The organism is Geodermatophilus telluris (genome assembly GCF_900102745.1).
Classification (GTDB): domain Bacteria; phylum Actinomycetota; class Actinomycetes; order Mycobacteriales; family Geodermatophilaceae; genus Geodermatophilus; species Geodermatophilus telluris.
Window position 1 is genome coordinate 238,662 of the sequence record NZ_FMZF01000007.1, and the last position, 14,878, is coordinate 253,539.

At 76.5% G+C, this 14,878-nt stretch carries 14 protein-coding genes; 10 read left to right on the top strand and 4 right to left on the bottom strand.

All coding sequences use genetic code 11. The annotated features are described in order from the left end of the window. The first annotated feature begins 1 nt into the window (after position 1). From BLQ97_RS24320 to BLQ97_RS20825, 3 genes are all read left to right on the top strand, one after another. Positions 2-5,044: a SpoIIE family protein phosphatase gene (locus tag BLQ97_RS24320; protein WP_139173776.1), complete on the top strand. Its 5,043-nt coding sequence runs from the start codon at positions 2-4 to the stop codon at positions 5,042-5,044. A 119-nt stretch (positions 5,045-5,163) separates the two neighbouring features. Continuing rightward, on the top strand, positions 5,164-6,201 hold the full coding sequence (locus BLQ97_RS23520) for a sensor histidine kinase (protein ID WP_175471851.1): 1,038 nt from the start codon (positions 5,164-5,166) through the stop codon (positions 6,199-6,201). Between the two features lie 32 nt (positions 6,202-6,233). Continuing rightward, a complete protein-coding gene (locus BLQ97_RS20825; protein ID WP_091368452.1) occupies positions 6,234-6,737 on the top strand; it encodes a MarR family winged helix-turn-helix transcriptional regulator in 504 nt (167 codons plus the stop codon). Between the two features lie 251 nt (positions 6,738-6,988). Here BLQ97_RS20825 and BLQ97_RS20830 read toward each other — a convergent pair whose 3' ends face one another. Then, positions 6,989-8,002 carry an ATP-dependent DNA ligase gene (locus BLQ97_RS20830; RefSeq protein WP_091368683.1) on the bottom strand — a complete coding sequence of 338 codons (1,014 nt, stop codon included), beginning with the start codon at positions 8,000-8,002 and terminating at the stop codon, positions 6,989-6,991. Between the two features lie 240 nt (positions 8,003-8,242). Between BLQ97_RS20830 and BLQ97_RS20835 the strand changes: the two genes are divergently transcribed. Then, positions 8,243-8,818, top strand: a complete 576-nt coding sequence (locus BLQ97_RS20835) for an NADPH-dependent FMN reductase (RefSeq protein WP_091368454.1) — start codon at positions 8,243-8,245, stop codon at positions 8,816-8,818. On the opposite strand, the gene BLQ97_RS20840 is transcribed toward BLQ97_RS20835, so the two are convergent. Then, complete coding sequence (locus BLQ97_RS20840) at positions 8,781-9,350, bottom strand: NUDIX domain-containing protein (protein ID WP_091368456.1); 570 nt, start codon at positions 9,348-9,350, stop codon at positions 8,781-8,783. The genes BLQ97_RS20835 and BLQ97_RS20840 overlap by 38 nt on opposite strands. A gap of 34 nt (positions 9,351-9,384) precedes the next feature. On the opposite strand from BLQ97_RS20840, the gene BLQ97_RS20845 reads away from it, so the two are divergent. Beyond that, positions 9,385-9,870: a DnaJ family domain-containing protein gene (locus BLQ97_RS20845; RefSeq protein ID WP_091368458.1), complete on the top strand. Its 486-nt coding sequence runs from the start codon at positions 9,385-9,387 to the stop codon at positions 9,868-9,870. A gap of 12 nt (positions 9,871-9,882) precedes the next feature. Here BLQ97_RS20845 and BLQ97_RS20850 read toward each other — a convergent pair whose 3' ends face one another. Together BLQ97_RS20850 and BLQ97_RS20855 are read right to left on the bottom strand one after the other, a co-directional pair. Then, positions 9,883-10,245 carry a nuclear transport factor 2 family protein gene (locus BLQ97_RS20850; RefSeq protein ID WP_091368461.1) on the bottom strand — a complete coding sequence of 121 codons (363 nt, stop codon included), beginning with the start codon at positions 10,243-10,245 and terminating at the stop codon, positions 9,883-9,885. Between the two features lie 32 nt (positions 10,246-10,277). After that, on the bottom strand, positions 10,278-10,688 hold the full coding sequence (locus tag BLQ97_RS20855) for a hypothetical protein (protein WP_091368464.1): 411 nt from the start codon (positions 10,686-10,688) through the stop codon (positions 10,278-10,280). 87 nt (positions 10,689-10,775) lie between these two features. On the opposite strand from BLQ97_RS20855, the gene BLQ97_RS20860 reads away from it, so the two are divergent. From BLQ97_RS20860 to BLQ97_RS20875, 5 genes are all read left to right on the top strand, one after another. Next, positions 10,776-11,549: a helix-turn-helix domain-containing protein gene (locus tag BLQ97_RS20860; protein ID WP_091368468.1), complete on the top strand. Its 774-nt coding sequence runs from the start codon at positions 10,776-10,778 to the stop codon at positions 11,547-11,549. Between the two features lie 75 nt (positions 11,550-11,624). After that, positions 11,625-11,792, top strand: a complete 168-nt coding sequence (locus BLQ97_RS23525; RefSeq protein WP_175471852.1) for a hypothetical protein — start codon at positions 11,625-11,627, stop codon at positions 11,790-11,792. Positions 11,793-12,060: 268 nt separating this feature from the next. Continuing rightward, the gene (locus BLQ97_RS20865; protein ID WP_217637298.1) at positions 12,061-13,128 is read left to right on the top strand and encodes an ABC transporter substrate-binding protein; all 1,068 of its coding nucleotides are present in this window, start codon (positions 12,061-12,063) and stop codon (positions 13,126-13,128) included. Further along, entirely contained in the window at positions 13,125-13,928 is an 804-nt protein-coding gene (locus tag BLQ97_RS20870) for an ABC transporter ATP-binding protein (protein WP_091368475.1), read from the top strand. Before BLQ97_RS20865 ends, BLQ97_RS20870 begins: the two co-directional genes overlap by 4 nt. Positions 13,929-14,079: 151 nt before the next feature. Further along, a complete protein-coding gene (locus BLQ97_RS20875; RefSeq protein WP_217637299.1) occupies positions 14,080-14,859 on the top strand; it encodes an ABC transporter permease in 780 nt (259 codons plus the stop codon). Positions 14,860-14,878: the final 19 nt, after the last annotated feature.

Consider the following 14,878-nt stretch of genomic DNA (forward strand, 5'->3'; position numbering starts at 1 on the left):
CATGCCCGCCCTGGTGCGCACGGTCGACTGGGCGGCCACCCCCCTGGGCCCCGAGAGCGGCTGGCCGCAGAGCCTGCGCACCGCGCTGTCGATCTGCCTGGACTCGCGCTTCCCGATGCTGGTGTGGTGGGGCGGCGAGCTGGTCCAGTTCTACAACGACGCCTACCTGCCCCTGCTCGGCACCAAGCACCCCCGTTCGCTCGGCCAGGGCGCCGCCGAGTGCTGGGCCGAGGCCTGGGACGACCTGGGGCCCCTCGCCCGGCAGGTGCTCGACGGCGGAGGCGCCACCTACTCGCAGGACCAGCTGCTCTTCCTCCGGCGGCACGGCTACGTGGAGGAGTCCTACTGGACCTTCTCCTACAGCCCCGTGACCGACGAGAGCGGTGACGTCGGCGGCGTCTTCATCGCGGTCAACGACACGACCGCGCAGGTGCTGGGGGACCGCCGGCTGCGCGCGCTGCGCGACCTCGGCGAGCTCTCCACCGCCCCGGTGGGCAGCGAGGCCGAGGCCTGCCGGGCCGTCGTCGACGTCCTGGCCGCCCACCGCGCCGACCTGCCCTTCGCCGTGGCCCTGCTGCGCACGGCCGGCGGCGCGTTGGAGGTGGCCGGCACCGCGGGTGTCACCGACCCCGCGGTCGTCCGGCGTGACGACCTCGGCGCCGCCGTCGAGCGGGTCGCGGCGGGCGGTCGCAGTGAGGTCGTGTCCGGGCTGCGCGAGCACGCGGGGGACCGCCTCGCCGCGGTTCCCGTCGGCGACCTGCGGCCCGACCGCGCCGTCGTCCTCCCGATCACCACGGCGGCGGCGGCCGACACGGCCGGCGTCCTCGTCCTGGGGGTCAACCCCTACCGCGCGCTGGACACCGACTACCGCGGCTTCACCGAGCTCGTCGCCGGGCACGTGTCCACCGCCGTCAGCGACGCGCAGGCCTACCTCGCCGAGCGCCGCCGCGCGGAGGCGCTCGCCGAGCTCGACCGCGCCAAGACCGACTTCTTCAGCAACGTCAGCCACGAGTTCCGCACCCCGCTGACGCTGATCATGGGACCGGTCGCCGAGCTCCGGTCCTCCCCGGTGGCGGCCGCCGACGCCCGGGTGGCGCAGGAGCTGGAGGTCGTCGAGCGCAACGCGCTGCGGCTGCAGAAGCTGGTCAACACCCTGCTCGACTTCTCGCGACTGCAGGCCGGCCGGATCGAGGCCCGCTTCGAGCCGGTCGACCTCGCCGCGGTCACCGCCGAGCTGGCCAGCGTCTTCCGCTCGGCCTTCGACCGCGCCGGCCTGACGCTCACCGTCGACTGCCCGCCGCTGTCCCGGCCGGTGCACGTCGACCGGGACATGTGGGAGAAGGTCGTCCTCAACCTGCTCTCCAACGCCCTGAAGTTCACCTTCACCGGCGGGGTCACGGTGCGGCTGCGCGAGGAGGCCGGCGGGGACGGTGGCGGGGACGGCGCCGCCGTGCTCACCGTCGCCGACACCGGCACCGGCATCCCCGCCGCGGAGCTGCCCCGGCTGTTCGAGCGCTTCACCCGGGTCTCCGGTGCCCGGGCGCGGTCGGGCGAGGGCAGCGGCATCGGCCTGGCCATGGTGCGCGAGCTGGTCGCGCTGCACGGCGGCACGATCGACGTCGAGAGCACGCCCGACGTCGGCACCGCGTTCACCGTCGTGCTGCCCACCGGCACCGGCCACCTGCCGGCCGACCGGCTCGCCGCGGCGGTGCCCGAGGCGCCCGCCGTCTCCGCGGCCGCCGGTCCCTACGTCACCGAGGCGCTGCGCTGGCTGCCCGGGGGAGAGGGCGCGGCCGCCGCGCCGGAGACCGTCCCGGCCCGCGCCGGCCGGGTGCTCGTGGCCGACGACAACGCCGACATGCGCGACTACGTCGTGCGGCTGCTGTCCCCGGTGCACCGCGTCCAGGCCGTCGCCGACGGGCAGGCCGCGCTCGAGGCGGCGCAGGCCGACCCGCCCGACCTGGTCGTCAGCGACGTGATGATGCCGCGCCTGGACGGCGTCGGGCTGCTGGCCGCGCTGCGCGGCGACCCGCGCACCGCCCGCGTGCCCGTCGTCCTGCTGTCGGCCCGCGCCGGGCAGGAGGCGGCGGTGGAGGGCCTGGCCGCCGGCGCCGACGACTACCTGGTCAAGCCGTTCTCCGCGCAGGAGCTGCTCGCCCGCGTGGACGCCCACCTGCAGCTGGGCCGCGCCCGCCGCGCGGCCGAGCAGCGCTTCACCGCCATGGCCGACCTCGCGCCGGCGCTGATCTGGGTGGCCGACGGCGAGGGCCGCCGGGTGTTCCTCAACGCCGGCTGGAGCGCCTTCACCGGCCGCCCGGCCGAGGAGGAGCGGGGCGAGGGCTGGCGCGAGGGCCTGCACCCGCAGGACCGCGACCGCTACGCCCGGACGGTGGCGGCGGCGCTGCAGCGCGGCGAGGGGTGGGAGGTCGAGTTCCGGCTGCGCCGGGCCGACGGCGCGCACCACTGGCTGCTCGAGCGCGGCGCGCCCATCGGCGGGGACCCGCGGCAGGGCGCCGTCGGCAGCTGCACCGACATCAACGCCCGCTACCGCGAGACCGAGCGGCAGACGCTGCTCGCCGAGGTGGGCACCGCGCTGGACCGGGAGACCGAGGTGGAGGGCCAGCTGGCCGGCCTGGCCCGGCTGCTGGTCGAGCGGCGGCTGGCCGACGCCTGCACCGTCCGCCTGGTCGGCGACGACGGCCGGCTGCGCTACGTGGGCCACGCCGGCCTCGACGGCGACCCCGCGGAGGCGCCCGCCGGCCTCGAGCCGCACGGCGGGCTGGGCCGGGTCGTCCTCGACACCGGCGAGTCGCAGCTGCGGCCGCGGCTGGACGGGCGCGGCGACACCGGCGTCCGGCTGGACCTGAGCTCGGCGCTGGCCGTGCCGCTGTCGGTCCGCGGCGCCGTCCGCGCCGTGCTGGCCCTGGGCCGCCGCGAGGACGCCCCCGCCTTTCACGACGACGACCGGGCACTGGCCGAGGAGATCGCCGCCCGTGCCGCGCTCGCCCTGGACAACGCGCTGCTGCTCGCCGAGGAGCGGGCCGCCGCGCGCCGGCTGGGCCTGCTGCAGCGGGCCACCGCGGAGCTCTCGGCGGCCAGCACGCCGGTCGACGTCGCCCGCGCCACGGCCGAGCAGGTGGGCACGCTGACCGGCCACGGCAGCCGGGTCGGTGTCTTCGAGCTCGACGACGCCGGCCGCGAGCTGCGCCTGCTCGCGCTCACCGGATCGGCGCCCGAGGCCGAGCGGCAGTGGGCCCGCATCCCGCTGTCGGCGCCGCTGGCGGTCACCACGGCGGTCACCGAGCGGCGGCCGCTCTGGGTCGAGGACATGGCCGACTGGCCGGGCGCCCGCGGCGGCGACGGACTCCCCGACGGGCAGGTCACCACGCTGGCGGCGTTCGGCCTGACCTCCACCGTGGCGCTGCCGCTGGTGGTGGCCGGCCGGGTGGTCGGCGTGGCGGGCATCGGCTTCCCGGAGGCCCGCCGCTTCGGCGCGGCCGAGCGCGGCATGCTGCTGGCGGTCGCCGAGCAGTGCGCGCAGGCCCTCGACCGCGCCCGCCTCTACCGCGCCCAGCAGGACATCGCCTCCACCCTGCAGCGCGACCTGCTGCCCCAGGAGCTGCCGCGGCTCGACCGGCTGGCCCTGGCCGCCGAGTACCTGCCCGGCGCCGCCGGCACCTCCGCCGGGGGTGACTGGTACGACGTCGTCGAGCTCGGCGGCGGGCGGGTGGCCGTCGCCGTCGGTGACGTCGTCGGCCAGGGGCCCGCGGCGGCCGGCGTCATGGGCCAGCTGCGCAGCGCCCTGTCCGTGGCGCTGCTGCAGGGCAGCTCGCCGGCCGAGGCGCTGGAGCTGCTCGACCGGTTCGCCGCGCGGCTGCCCGGCGCCCGGGCGTCCACCGCGGCCTGCCTGGTCCTCGACTGCGAGGCGGGCACGGTGCGCTGGGCCCGTGCCGGCCACCTGCCGCCCCTGCTGCTCGCCGACGGCTCCGCCACGCTGCTCGAGGACGGCGCGGGCGCGGTGCTCGGCGCCGTCGGACGGCGGCCCTACGCCGAGGGCAGCGCCACCGTGACGCCCGGCGCGACGCTGCTGCTCTACACCGACGGCCTCGTCGAGCGCCGCGGCGAGCCCCTCGACGCCGGCCTGGAGCGGCTCCGGACGGCCGCGGCGGGGCTGACCGCCGTCGACCCCGCCCGGCTGACGCGCGCGCTGCTCGCCGCGGTGCTCGACGACTCCACCCCGCCCGACGACGTCGCCGTGATCGCCGGCCGCCTCACGCCCCCGCCGGTGCACGAGACGCTGCCGGCCGACCCCGCCCGGCTCAGCCGCGTCCGCCGCACGGTGACCGCCTGGGCGCTGGCCGCCGGCCTCCCCGAGGACAGCCTCGACGACCTGCAGCTGGCCCTCGGCGAGGCCCTCGCCAACGCCGTCGAGCACGCCTACGCCGCCAACGGCGGCGAGGGCCGGTGCGAGTACCGCCTCGAGCGCACCCCCGACGGCAGCGTCGACGTCTGCGTCCGGGACGAGGGCGTGTGGCGGCCGGTGCCGGCCGACCCCGGCCACCGGGGCCGCGGCCTCGAGCTGATCTCCGCCCTGGCCAGCGACGTCGAGGTGGCCCGCACGCCCGACGCCCAGGGCGCCGACGGCGCCGGGACGACGGTGCGGTTCCGGTTCGTGCCGGCCGGGCCGGGCGCCGCCGACCCGCCGGTGCGCCGGGGACCGGCTCCGTCGGCGGCCGGGCCGGCGCGCCTGGCGGTGCACCGGGACGGCGACGGCCTCCGGCTGGAGGTCACCGGCGAGGTCGACCTCGCGGTGGCCCCCGCGCTGCGGGCCGAGGGACTGCGGGCCCTGGAGGAGCTGCCGCCGGGCGGGCGGGCGGTGCTCGACCTGCGGCCGGTGACCTACCTGGCCAGCGCCGGCGTGCACCTGGTGCTCGAGCTGCGGTCGGCGGCGGCGGCCCGCTCGGGCGGGCTGGACGTGCGGACCCGGCCGGGCTCGGCGGCCGAGCGGGTGCTCGAGCTGGGTGCTCAGCTGGGCCGCCGCTGACGCCCACCGGCTCCCCCGGGCGGGTGGCAGGGGACACCCCGCCGGGAGGTGTCCCGCCGGGTGTTCCACAATGGGGTCGGACGGCTGGGGACCACCGGCCCAGAACGGTCGAGGGGCCCGTGGATCCACTCGCTGGGGCCTCCGCCACGCAGGCGGAGCCGGGACGCTCGCGCGCGTCCGTCGGGCAGCCCCCGCCTGCCTTCTCGCACGCCGCGGCCGCGGTCCAGTCCGCCGACGAGCTCGTCGCGGTGGCCGCCGCGTGCGTCGAGGAGGGGCTGCAGCAGGGGGACCTGCCGGTCCTCGCCCTCGCCCCGGAGGTGGCCGCGGCGGTCCGCCGCGCGCTCGGCGCAGGGGCCGCTGCGGTCGAGGCCGACGAGCGGATCGCGATGCGCGGGGTCCGGGCGCCCGACGCCCTGGTCGTCGTCCGGCGCTTCCTGGAGCAGGCGCGCAGCAGCCGCTCGGGCCGGCTGCGCGTCGTCGCCGAGCCGCAGTGGGGGACCGACCCGCTGCGCTGGCGCGAGGTGCGGCGCTTCGAGTCGATGTCCAACGCGCTGATGGCGCGGGCGCCGGTCACGGCGCTGTGCGTCTACGACCGCGGGCGGCTGCCCGCCGACGTCGTCGCTGCGGCGCGGCACACCCACCCCGAGCTGATCATGGGTGGCATCCGCGTCGCCAGCAGCGGCTACCACCAGCCGGAGCAGTACCTGCGCGAGCTCGCCGCCGTCCGCGAGCCGGTCGAGGACGGCCGGCCGGTGCTTGTCGTCGACGGCGCCCCGACCCTGCCGGCGCTGCGCGGCGCGCTCCGGCAGGTCCTCGCCGACCTGGTGCCCGACGAGGACCGGCGCGCCGACCTGCACCTGGCGCTCGCCGAGGTGGCGGCCAACGCCTTCCGGCACGGGCGGCAGCCGGTCTCGGCCCGGGTCTGGACCGACGGCGCGCGGATGGTCTGCACGATCACCGACTCGGGCACCGGCTTCGACGACCCCCTCGCGGGCTTCGTGCCCGCGCACGGCGACGACCTCGCCGCCGGCGGGATGGGCCTGTGGCTCGCGCGCAAGCTGTGGGACTCCGTCGACCTGCGGCGCGGCCCGCACGGCCTCACCGTGCGGTTGAGCACCCGCCTCGGCGACCCGCCCGGGCGGTCCAGCGCGGCTTGACGCTGTCGATCCCTCACTGCTGAGCTACCGGCGTGGAGGACGCCGTCGACCTCATCCTCGAGCAGTGGGCGCGCGAGCGGCCCGACCTGGACTGCTCGCCGATGGGGGTCATCGGCCGGATCACCCAGCTGCAGCGGGAGGTCCACCTCGCCCAGCGCGCGACCTTCGCCCGCCACGGCCTCGACGCGCCCGCCTTCGACGTGCTGGCCGCGCTGCGCCGGGCGGGCGAGCCCTACCAGCTCACGCCGAGCGCGCTCATGCGCACCGCGCTGGTCACCTCCGGGGCGATCACCCAGCGGCTGGACCGGCTGGAGGAGAAGGGCCTGATCACCCGCACGCGCAGCGAGGCCGACGGCCGGGCCGTCGTCGTCACCCTCACCCCGGCCGGCCGCGCGGCGCTCGACGCCGCGCTGCCCGACCACCTGGAGACCGAGCGCGGCCTGCTGGCCGGGCTCTCCCCGGCCGAGCTCGCCCAGCTCTCCGGGCTGCTGCGCCGCTTCCTGGTCACCCTCGGGCGGCTGCCGCAGCGTCCCTGAGCCCCGGTCCGCTGGGCCGTCCTCCCCTGTCGGGCCGGATCGGCGGCTCCTGGCGTCGGTCCATGACTGGGAAGCCACTGCGGTGCCGGTTCGGGTTGCACTCCCACGTCCGGCGACACCCGGAGGGCGAGCTGCCCCCGGAGCCGGACGACAAGGTGTGCCGGCGGTGCGGGAGGCGCACGGGCGCCCCGTTCGGGCGGGCGCCGTGGGTCCTCCCGGGGTGACGTCCTCGGTGGTGCGCGGGGCCGGCGTCAGTCAGCGGGCGGCACGTCCTCGGGGTGCAGGTCCGGACGCACCCGCACGAAGCGCAGCGGGTGCCGGAAGACGCCGGCCTGCAGCGCGGCGTCCGCGCTGACCTCGACGACGACGCCCGGCTCGACCCGCGTCAGCGGCACCGACAGCCGCCCGCCGCCGAAGCGGCCGGTGCCGATCCGGTCGGGCCAGGGGTGGTCCGGCCCGGCCGGGGTGAGGACGGCGGCCAGTTCGGCCGCGGCGGCGGGGGAGAGCGGGCTGGTGCGGCCCACGACCACCAGCTCGCCGTCCCGGTAGCGGCCGGCCACCAGCTGGCTCGGCCGCTCGAGCGTGCCGACCACCCCGCCGGCGAGCACCTCCGTCGTCTCCCAGGACTTGACCTTCAGCCACTCGCGGCGCCCGCCGGCGTAGCGGGTGGCCGCGCCCTTGGCGACCAGGCCCTCGACGCCGAGGGGGCGGAGGTCCTCGGCCCAGCCCCGGGCCTCCTCCGGGTCGGCGGTGAGGGGCGAGAGCTGCAGCGGCGGGGCCCAGCGGGCGGCCAGCTCCTCGAGCCGGGCCCGGCGGGTGCGCAGCGGCCGGGCGCGGGTGTCCTCCCCGCCGGCGGCGAGCAGGTCGAAGGCGACGTAGGAGGCCGGGTGCGCGGCGGCCTGGGCCGCCATGCGCGACAGGGGGGTGACCATGCGGCGCTGCAGCAGGCCGAAGTCGAGGCGCTCGCCGTTCCAGACGACGACCTCGCCGTCGAGCACGGTGCCGGCCGGCAGCTGCGCGCGGGCGGCCGCGGCGACGTCGGGGAAGCGCTCGGTGAGGTCGCGGCCCTGCTTGGACCACAGCCGCGTGCCCGCCCCGCCGCGGACGACGACGAGCCGGTAGCCGTCCCACTTGGGCTCGTAGCGGCAGCCGCCGGGCAGCGCGTCGGCCCGCGGCAGGTCCCGCACCGGCTTGGCCAGCTCGACCGCGACCGGCCCGGCGAGGTCCGGCGGCAGGTCCGGCAACCCCGGGACGGTGAGCGGCACCGGGACAGCGTCGGGGCTGCGCGCCCCCGGGTGCAGGCTCCCGAGCTGCGGGATCACCCGTTCTGGGAGGGTCGCGACGCTCCGCGACGGCACCGGTCGCGGCGCACGCCGGCGGTCGCGGCGTCTCGGCTCGATCGGGTCACGGTGCTGCGGCGGGGGTCACGTCCGGTGGCGGAAGGAGCCGGCCGGGGAAACCGTTGAGGTCTCAACGAGTCGTTCCCGCCGTCCACGGAGGTCCCGGTGTCCCGTCCCGTCCTGCAGGTCATCGCCGCCAGCACCCGTCCCGGCCGCCGGGGCATCGCCGTCGCCCGCTGGGTGCAGCGCCTGGCGCAGGAGCACGGCGGCTTCGACGTCGAGCTGGTCGACCTCGCCGAGGTGGCCCTGCCGGTGTTCGACGAGCCGAACCACCCGCGGCTGCAGCAGTACACCCACCAGCACACCAGGGACTGGAGCGCGACGGTCGCCCGCGCCGACGCGTTCGTCCTCGTCACCCCGGAGTACAACCACTCCTTCCCGGCGTCGCTGAAGAACGCCCTGGACTACCTGTCGGTCGAGTGGGCGGACAAGGCGGCCGGGCTGGTCACCTACGGCGGCGTCTCGGCCGGCCTGCGGGCGTCGTCGGCGGTCAAGCCGGTGCTCGGCGCGCTGCGGGTGCACACCGTCCCCGAGGCGGTCTCGGTGCCGTTCTTCGCCCAGTTCCTCGACGAGGAGGACGAGTTCGTGCCCAACGCCGAGCTCGAGGCCGGCGGCAAGGCGATGCTCGACGAGCTCGCCCGCGTCACCCCCGCCCTGCGCTCCCTGCGCGCCGCCGCGTAGCCGGTTCCCGGCCGCCCAGCAGGAGGAGGGCCCAGGCGGCGAGGGAGGGACCGTCGGTGAACCGGCCGTCGCGGACCATCGCCCGCAGCTCGGCCTCCGGCACGAACGCCGCCACCATGTCGGCCTCGGTCGCCTCGCGGGCGGTCGGGCCGGGCGTGAGGTCGGTGGCCAGCCAGACGTCGAACTCCTGGGTGGACAGCCCCGGGGCGAGGTCCGCGTGGCCGAGGTGCTCGAGCCGGCCGGCCCGCAGGCCCGTCTCCTCGGCGAGCTCGGCGCGGGCCAGCTCCTCCGCCGTCCCGCTGCTGCCCGCCGCCCAGGTGCCCTGGGGGAACTCCCAGGCCCGGCGGCCCAGCGGGTGGCGGAACTGCTCGACCAGCCAGAACCCACCCCGCTCGGCGGCGACGACGACGGCGAAGTCGGGCTTCTCGACGACGGAGTAGACGCCGGTGGAGCCGTCGGCCCGCTCGACGGTGTCCTCGCGCACCCGGATCCAGGGGTTGCGGTAGACCTCCCGGCTGCCCGTCGTCCGCATGCAGCGCAGCCTGGCAGAGGCGGACGATGGGGCGGTGACCGACCGCAAGCCGCCGGGCGTGTCCTTCGAGACGTGGGTCGAGCAGCAGATCCGGCAGGCGCAGGAGCGCGGTGACCTCACCGGCCTGCGCGGTGCCGGCCGGCCCCTGCCGGCGTGGGACCCCGACGAGACCGCCTACGACTGGGCGATCGCCAAGGCCCGCCGGGAGGGTGTCTCGCCCGCGGACATGCTGCCGCCGGGGCTGGCGCTGCGCCGGGAGCGCGACGAGCTGCCCGCGCGGGTGGCCGCGCTGCCGTCGGAGGACGCCGTGCGGGCTGTGGCCGAGGACTACAACGCCCGGGTCGAGGCCTTCTGGCGGCGACCGGCCGAGAGCCGCTGGTCGCCGGTGCCGGGCCTGGCCGACGTCGACGCGCTGGTCGGGCGCTGGCGCGCGGACCGGCCGCCGCCCGCTCCCGAGCCGCCGGCCGCGGAGGGCGCGCCCACGCGGTCGCGCCGCCGCTGGTGGCAGCGGCGGCGCTGAGCCGGGATCCGTTCACGCGGGGACGCGGTCGAGGAAGCCGAGCACGGCGCGGATGCGGCCGTCCCCGTCCGTGACGGCGACGTCGAACCCGGTCACCGGGGCCTCGGCGCCGTCGGGCCCGAGGTGCCACGTGAAACGCACCTGCTCGTGGTGGGCGTCGGCGTCCCCGGCGGCCCGGAAGACGAACCCGGGGAACTGTGCCTGGACGGCACCGATGAGGCCGGCGAGCTGCTCGCGGCCGGAGACGTCGGCCACCGGGTCGGTGTAGCGCACGTCCTCGGTGAACAACGCGTCCACGAGAGCGCGGCGGGCGGCGGGGTCGGTCTCGTTCCAGGCGGCGAGGTAGCGGTCTGCGAGGTCGGGGGTGGCGGTCACGGCGGTCTCTCCTCGTCTCGTGTCCGGTGCGGTCAGTGGGTGCGGAGGGCGGTGAGCTGCAGGGCGGCGAAGCCGGCGACGACGGCGGCCTGGAGCAGCACCCAGACCGTCCCGGCGGTGGTGAGGTCGAAGCGGCCGGCGGCCACGGCGGCGACGCTGCCGGCGGCCCACAGCGCGTTGGCGCCGACGACGACCTCCGTGGCGCCCCGCGAGACGGGCGTGCGGGCGGCGACGAGCGCGACCCCGGCGGCGAAGACGGCGAGGAAGGCGCCCAGCCCGCGCAGCGTCCCGGCGGGGACGCCGAGCAGGCCGGACAGCAGCGGCGCGGCGGCCAGGTAGGCCAGGCCGTTGACGCCGGTGACGCCGGCGTCCAGGCGCAGCGCCAGGGGGAGCGGGCCGAGAGGGCGACGGGTGGGGGCGGTGGTCGCGGTGGTGTGCGTCATGGCGACGACAGTGGCGCCGCGGGGGAGGTGCGTCGATTACCTCGCGGGTAGGCGACGCCGGACGACGCCGTCGCTAGCGTCCGCGCCGTGACCACCGCCGCGCGACCCGACGTCGGGGACCTCCTGCGCGGCTGGCGGCAGCGCCGCCGGCTGTCCCAGCTGGACCTGGCCAACGACGCCGGGGTCTCCGCGCGGCACCTGTCCTTCCTGGAGACCGGCCGGTCGCGGCCGAGCCGGGAGATGGTGCTGCGCCTCGCCGAGCAGCTCGACGTCCCCCTGCGCGAGCGAAACGACCTGCTGCTGGCCGCGGGCTTCGCGCCCGCCTACGGACGCCGGGGCCTGGACTCGCCCGACCTGGCCGCCGTCACCCGGGCACTGGAGCGGGTGCTCGCCGCCCACGAGCCCTTCCCGGCGCTGGTGGTCGACCGCTCGTGGGAGCTGGTGACGGCGAACGCGGGCGTCGCGCCGCTGCTCGACGGCGCCGCCGCGCACCTGCTCGAGCCGCCGGTCAACGTGCTGCGGCTGAGCCTGCACCCCGAGGGGCTGGCCCCGCGGATCGCCAACCTCGCGCAGTGGCGGGCGCACGTGCTGCACCGGCTCGGCCGCGAGGCGCGGCTGACCGGCGACCCGGGGCTGGCCGCGCTGCACCGGGAGCTCGCCGCGCTGCCCGGCGGCACCGACCGGTCGACGCCCGACGGGATCGCCGTCCCGCTGCGGCTGCGCACCGGGGACGGCGTGCTGTCCTTCCTCAGCACGGTGACCACGTTCGGCACCGCCGTCGACCTCACCGCCGCGGAGCTGTCCGTGGAGGCCTTCCTGCCGGCCGACGACCACACGGCCCGGGTGCTGGGCGCGCGTTAACCGGCAGCGAACCCCGGTCTGCCGGCCCGGTGACCGGGTAGGGGGACCGCGCAGGCGACGACCGAGGAGGTCCCCATGACCGAGGTGCCGGGCACCGACCGCGAGCAGGCCGAGAAGCAGGTGCTGGAGGAGACGCCGCTGCGGCCCGAGGGCGTCGAGGAGGACAGCTCCACGCAGGGCGACGAGGGCCAGACCGGCGACGACGTCAAGCCCGGCGCCGGGAGCACCGACCCGGTCACCTGAGCACTCGCACCCCGGTCCCCCGGGACCCGGGGTGCGGGCGCGGAGGGCCAGCGCACGAGGCGATCCGGTTATCCGGGGGGCCGCTTGCCGAGAGTGACGACGCGAGGGGAGAACGGCGAGTCGACTCACCGACTGCAGAGGGCAACGGCCAAAAACCTATCAAGTCCATGGACTTGTGCGGTTCACTGCGCGCCCCTGCTCCAGAGCCCACCCAGGGGCGGAGCCTGACAGTCGTGAGGATCGGATGACCCGTAGGTCCCCTCGCACGTTGCGTCGCGCTGGCGTCGCCTTCGCGGTCCTCCCCCTGGCCTGGGGGCTGGCCGCCTGCGGCTCCGATGACGACACCGCGGCGGCCTCCACCGACGGTGGCGTCGCCGACGAGGTCCGGCTGGGCTACTTCGCCAACGTCACCCACGCCGCGGCCCTCATCGGGGTCGAACAGGGCTACTTCGCCGACGAGCTCGGCGACGGGACGACGCTGAGCACCCAGGTCTTCAACGCGGGACCGGACGAGGTGGAAGCCCTCTTCGCCGGTGCGCTGGACGCTGCGTACATCGGCCCGAGCCCCACGATCAACGCCTACGGGCAGAGCAACGGTGACGCCATCCGGATCATCGCGGGTGCAGCGTCCGGAGGCGCCCAGCTCGTCGTCCGCGAGGGCATCGACTCCCCGGACGACCTCCGGGGCACCACGCTCGCCAGCCCTCAGCTGGGCAACACCCAGGACGTCGCCCTGCGGACCTGGCTCACCGAACAGGGGCTGGAGAACAGCGTCGAGGGCGGCGGGGACGTCACGATCGCGCCGACACCCAACAGCGACATCCCCAACCTGTTCCAGTCCGGTGAGCTCGACGGCGCCTGGGTGCCCGAGCCCTATGCCTCTGCGCTGGTGCTCGACGCCGGAGGCACGGTGCTGGTCAACGAGAAGGACTTGTGGCCGGACGGGCAGTTCGTCACGACGCACCTGATCGTGCGCACCGAGTTCCTCGAGCAGTACCCGGAGACGGTCGACGCTCTGCTCCGGGCCCACGTCGAGTCGGTCGAGTTCGCAACTGACGATCCCGAGGGTGCGAAGGCAGCGGTCAACGCCGCGCTCGGGGAGGCGGGCGGCCGAGAGCTGGCCGGGCCGGTGCTGGACCGGGCGTGGAGCGAGCTGACGGTGACCTACGACCCGATCGCCACGGCGCTGGCCCGTTCCGCGGAGAACGGCGTCGCGGCGGGCACCACCGAGGAGGAGGTCGACCTGGAGGGGATCTACGACCTCCGGCCACTCAACGCGGTGCTGTCCGACCAGGGTCTGGACCCGGTCACCTCCGAGGGGTTGGGCGAGGAATGAGCACCGTCACCGCGTCAACGTCCTCCGGCGCCGGCGGGCTGCGGAGCGTTGGCGCCGAGGCCGGCCCGTCGGTGCGGGTGCAGGGGGTCTGCCAGTCCTTCGACCGGATGGGGCCTCCCGTCCTGGACGGCGTCGACCTCACCGTCGCCCCGGGTGAGTTCCTCTGTCTGCTGGGCGCCTCGGGCTGCGGAAAGTCCACGCTGCTCAACCTCCTCGCGGGACTGGCCGAGCCGACGGCGGGGACAGTCGACGTGGCCGCCGACCGTCCGTCGCTGATGTTCCAGGAACCCGCGCTGCTGCCCTGGCTCACCGCCGGGGGGAACGTGGAGCTCGCGCTCAAACCGCGGGGCATGCGGCGGGCGCAGCGCCGGGAGGAGTCCGCCCGGCTGCTGCGGCTGGTCAACCTGGAGGGGCAGAGCGGTAAGCGCCCGCACGAGTTGTCGGGGGGGATGCGGCAGCGGGTCGCCCTTGCGCGGGCTCTGGCACAGGACAGCCCGGTGCTGCTCATGGACGAACCGTTCGCCGCACTCGATGCCATCACCCGCGACGTCCTGCACGAGGAGTTGGTGCGTGTGTGGAGCACCCAGCGACTGACCGTGGTCTTCGTGACCCACAACGTGCGGGAAGCCGTCCGCCTCGCACAGCGGGTGGTGCTCATGAGCTCGCGTCCCGGGCGGATCGTCCGGGAGTGGGCGGTCGAGCTGTCCCAGCCGCGGGCCATCGAGTCCCCAGGCGTCGGAGCGCTGGCCACCGAGATCACCACCGAGCTGCACCGGGAGATCAGCCGCCATGCCCGGTGAGTCCTCCACTCCCGTCCGGCTCCCGGCCGGGCACGTCGAGACGCACACGGGTCAGCAGCAGGGCAGAGCAACCCCGGGGCGCAGTGTCGAAGCCGGCCTCGACGCACTGGACACGGCGTCGGTCGCCCGGCCCCGCCGTCGGCCGTGGCACGTGCTCGTCCACTCGGTCCTCCCGCCGGTGGTCTTCCTCGCTGCACTCGTCGGGGTGTGGCAGCTCGTCCATGCCGCCGGGCTCAAACCGTCCTATGCGCTGCCCAGCCCGACGGACGTCGCCACCACCTTCTGGGAGACGGTCACCGACGGCCGCGCGGCCGAGGCCATCTGGACCAGCGTGAGCCGGGGCGGGGTGGGCTTCGCACTGTCGCTGGTGATCGGCACGCTGCTGGGGCTGGCGATGTGGGCGAGTACGTGGCTCCGGGCAGCCATCGGGCCGATCGTCAGCGGGTTGCAGAGCCTGCCGTCGGTGGCCTGGGTCCCGGCCGCGATCATCTGGTTCCAACTGACCGACGCTGCCATCTACACGGTCGTGCTGCTCGGCGCGGTCCCGTCGATCGCCAACGGGCTGCTGACCGGTTTCAAGCAGGTGCCGCCGCTGTTCGACCGGGTCGGCCGTGTCCTGGGCCTCGGTGGACTCGGCCGCATCCGGCTGGTCCTGCTGCCGGCAGCACTGCCCGGGTACCTGGGCGGACTTCGGCAGGGATGGGCGTTCGCCTGGCGGTCACTCATGGCCGCCGAGCTGATCACCTACTCCCCGTCGTTGGGGCAGGGCCTGGGGCAACTGCTCAACATCGGGCGCGAACTGTCGCAGATGTCCCTGGTGATCACCTCGATCACGCTCATCCTCTTGGTGGGCGTGGCCATCGAGCTGCTCGTCTTCGCACCGCTGGAGCGCGGCGTCCTCCGCCGGCGCGGGCTGACCGTCGACCGGTGAGCGGCCCGGCGCCGATCCC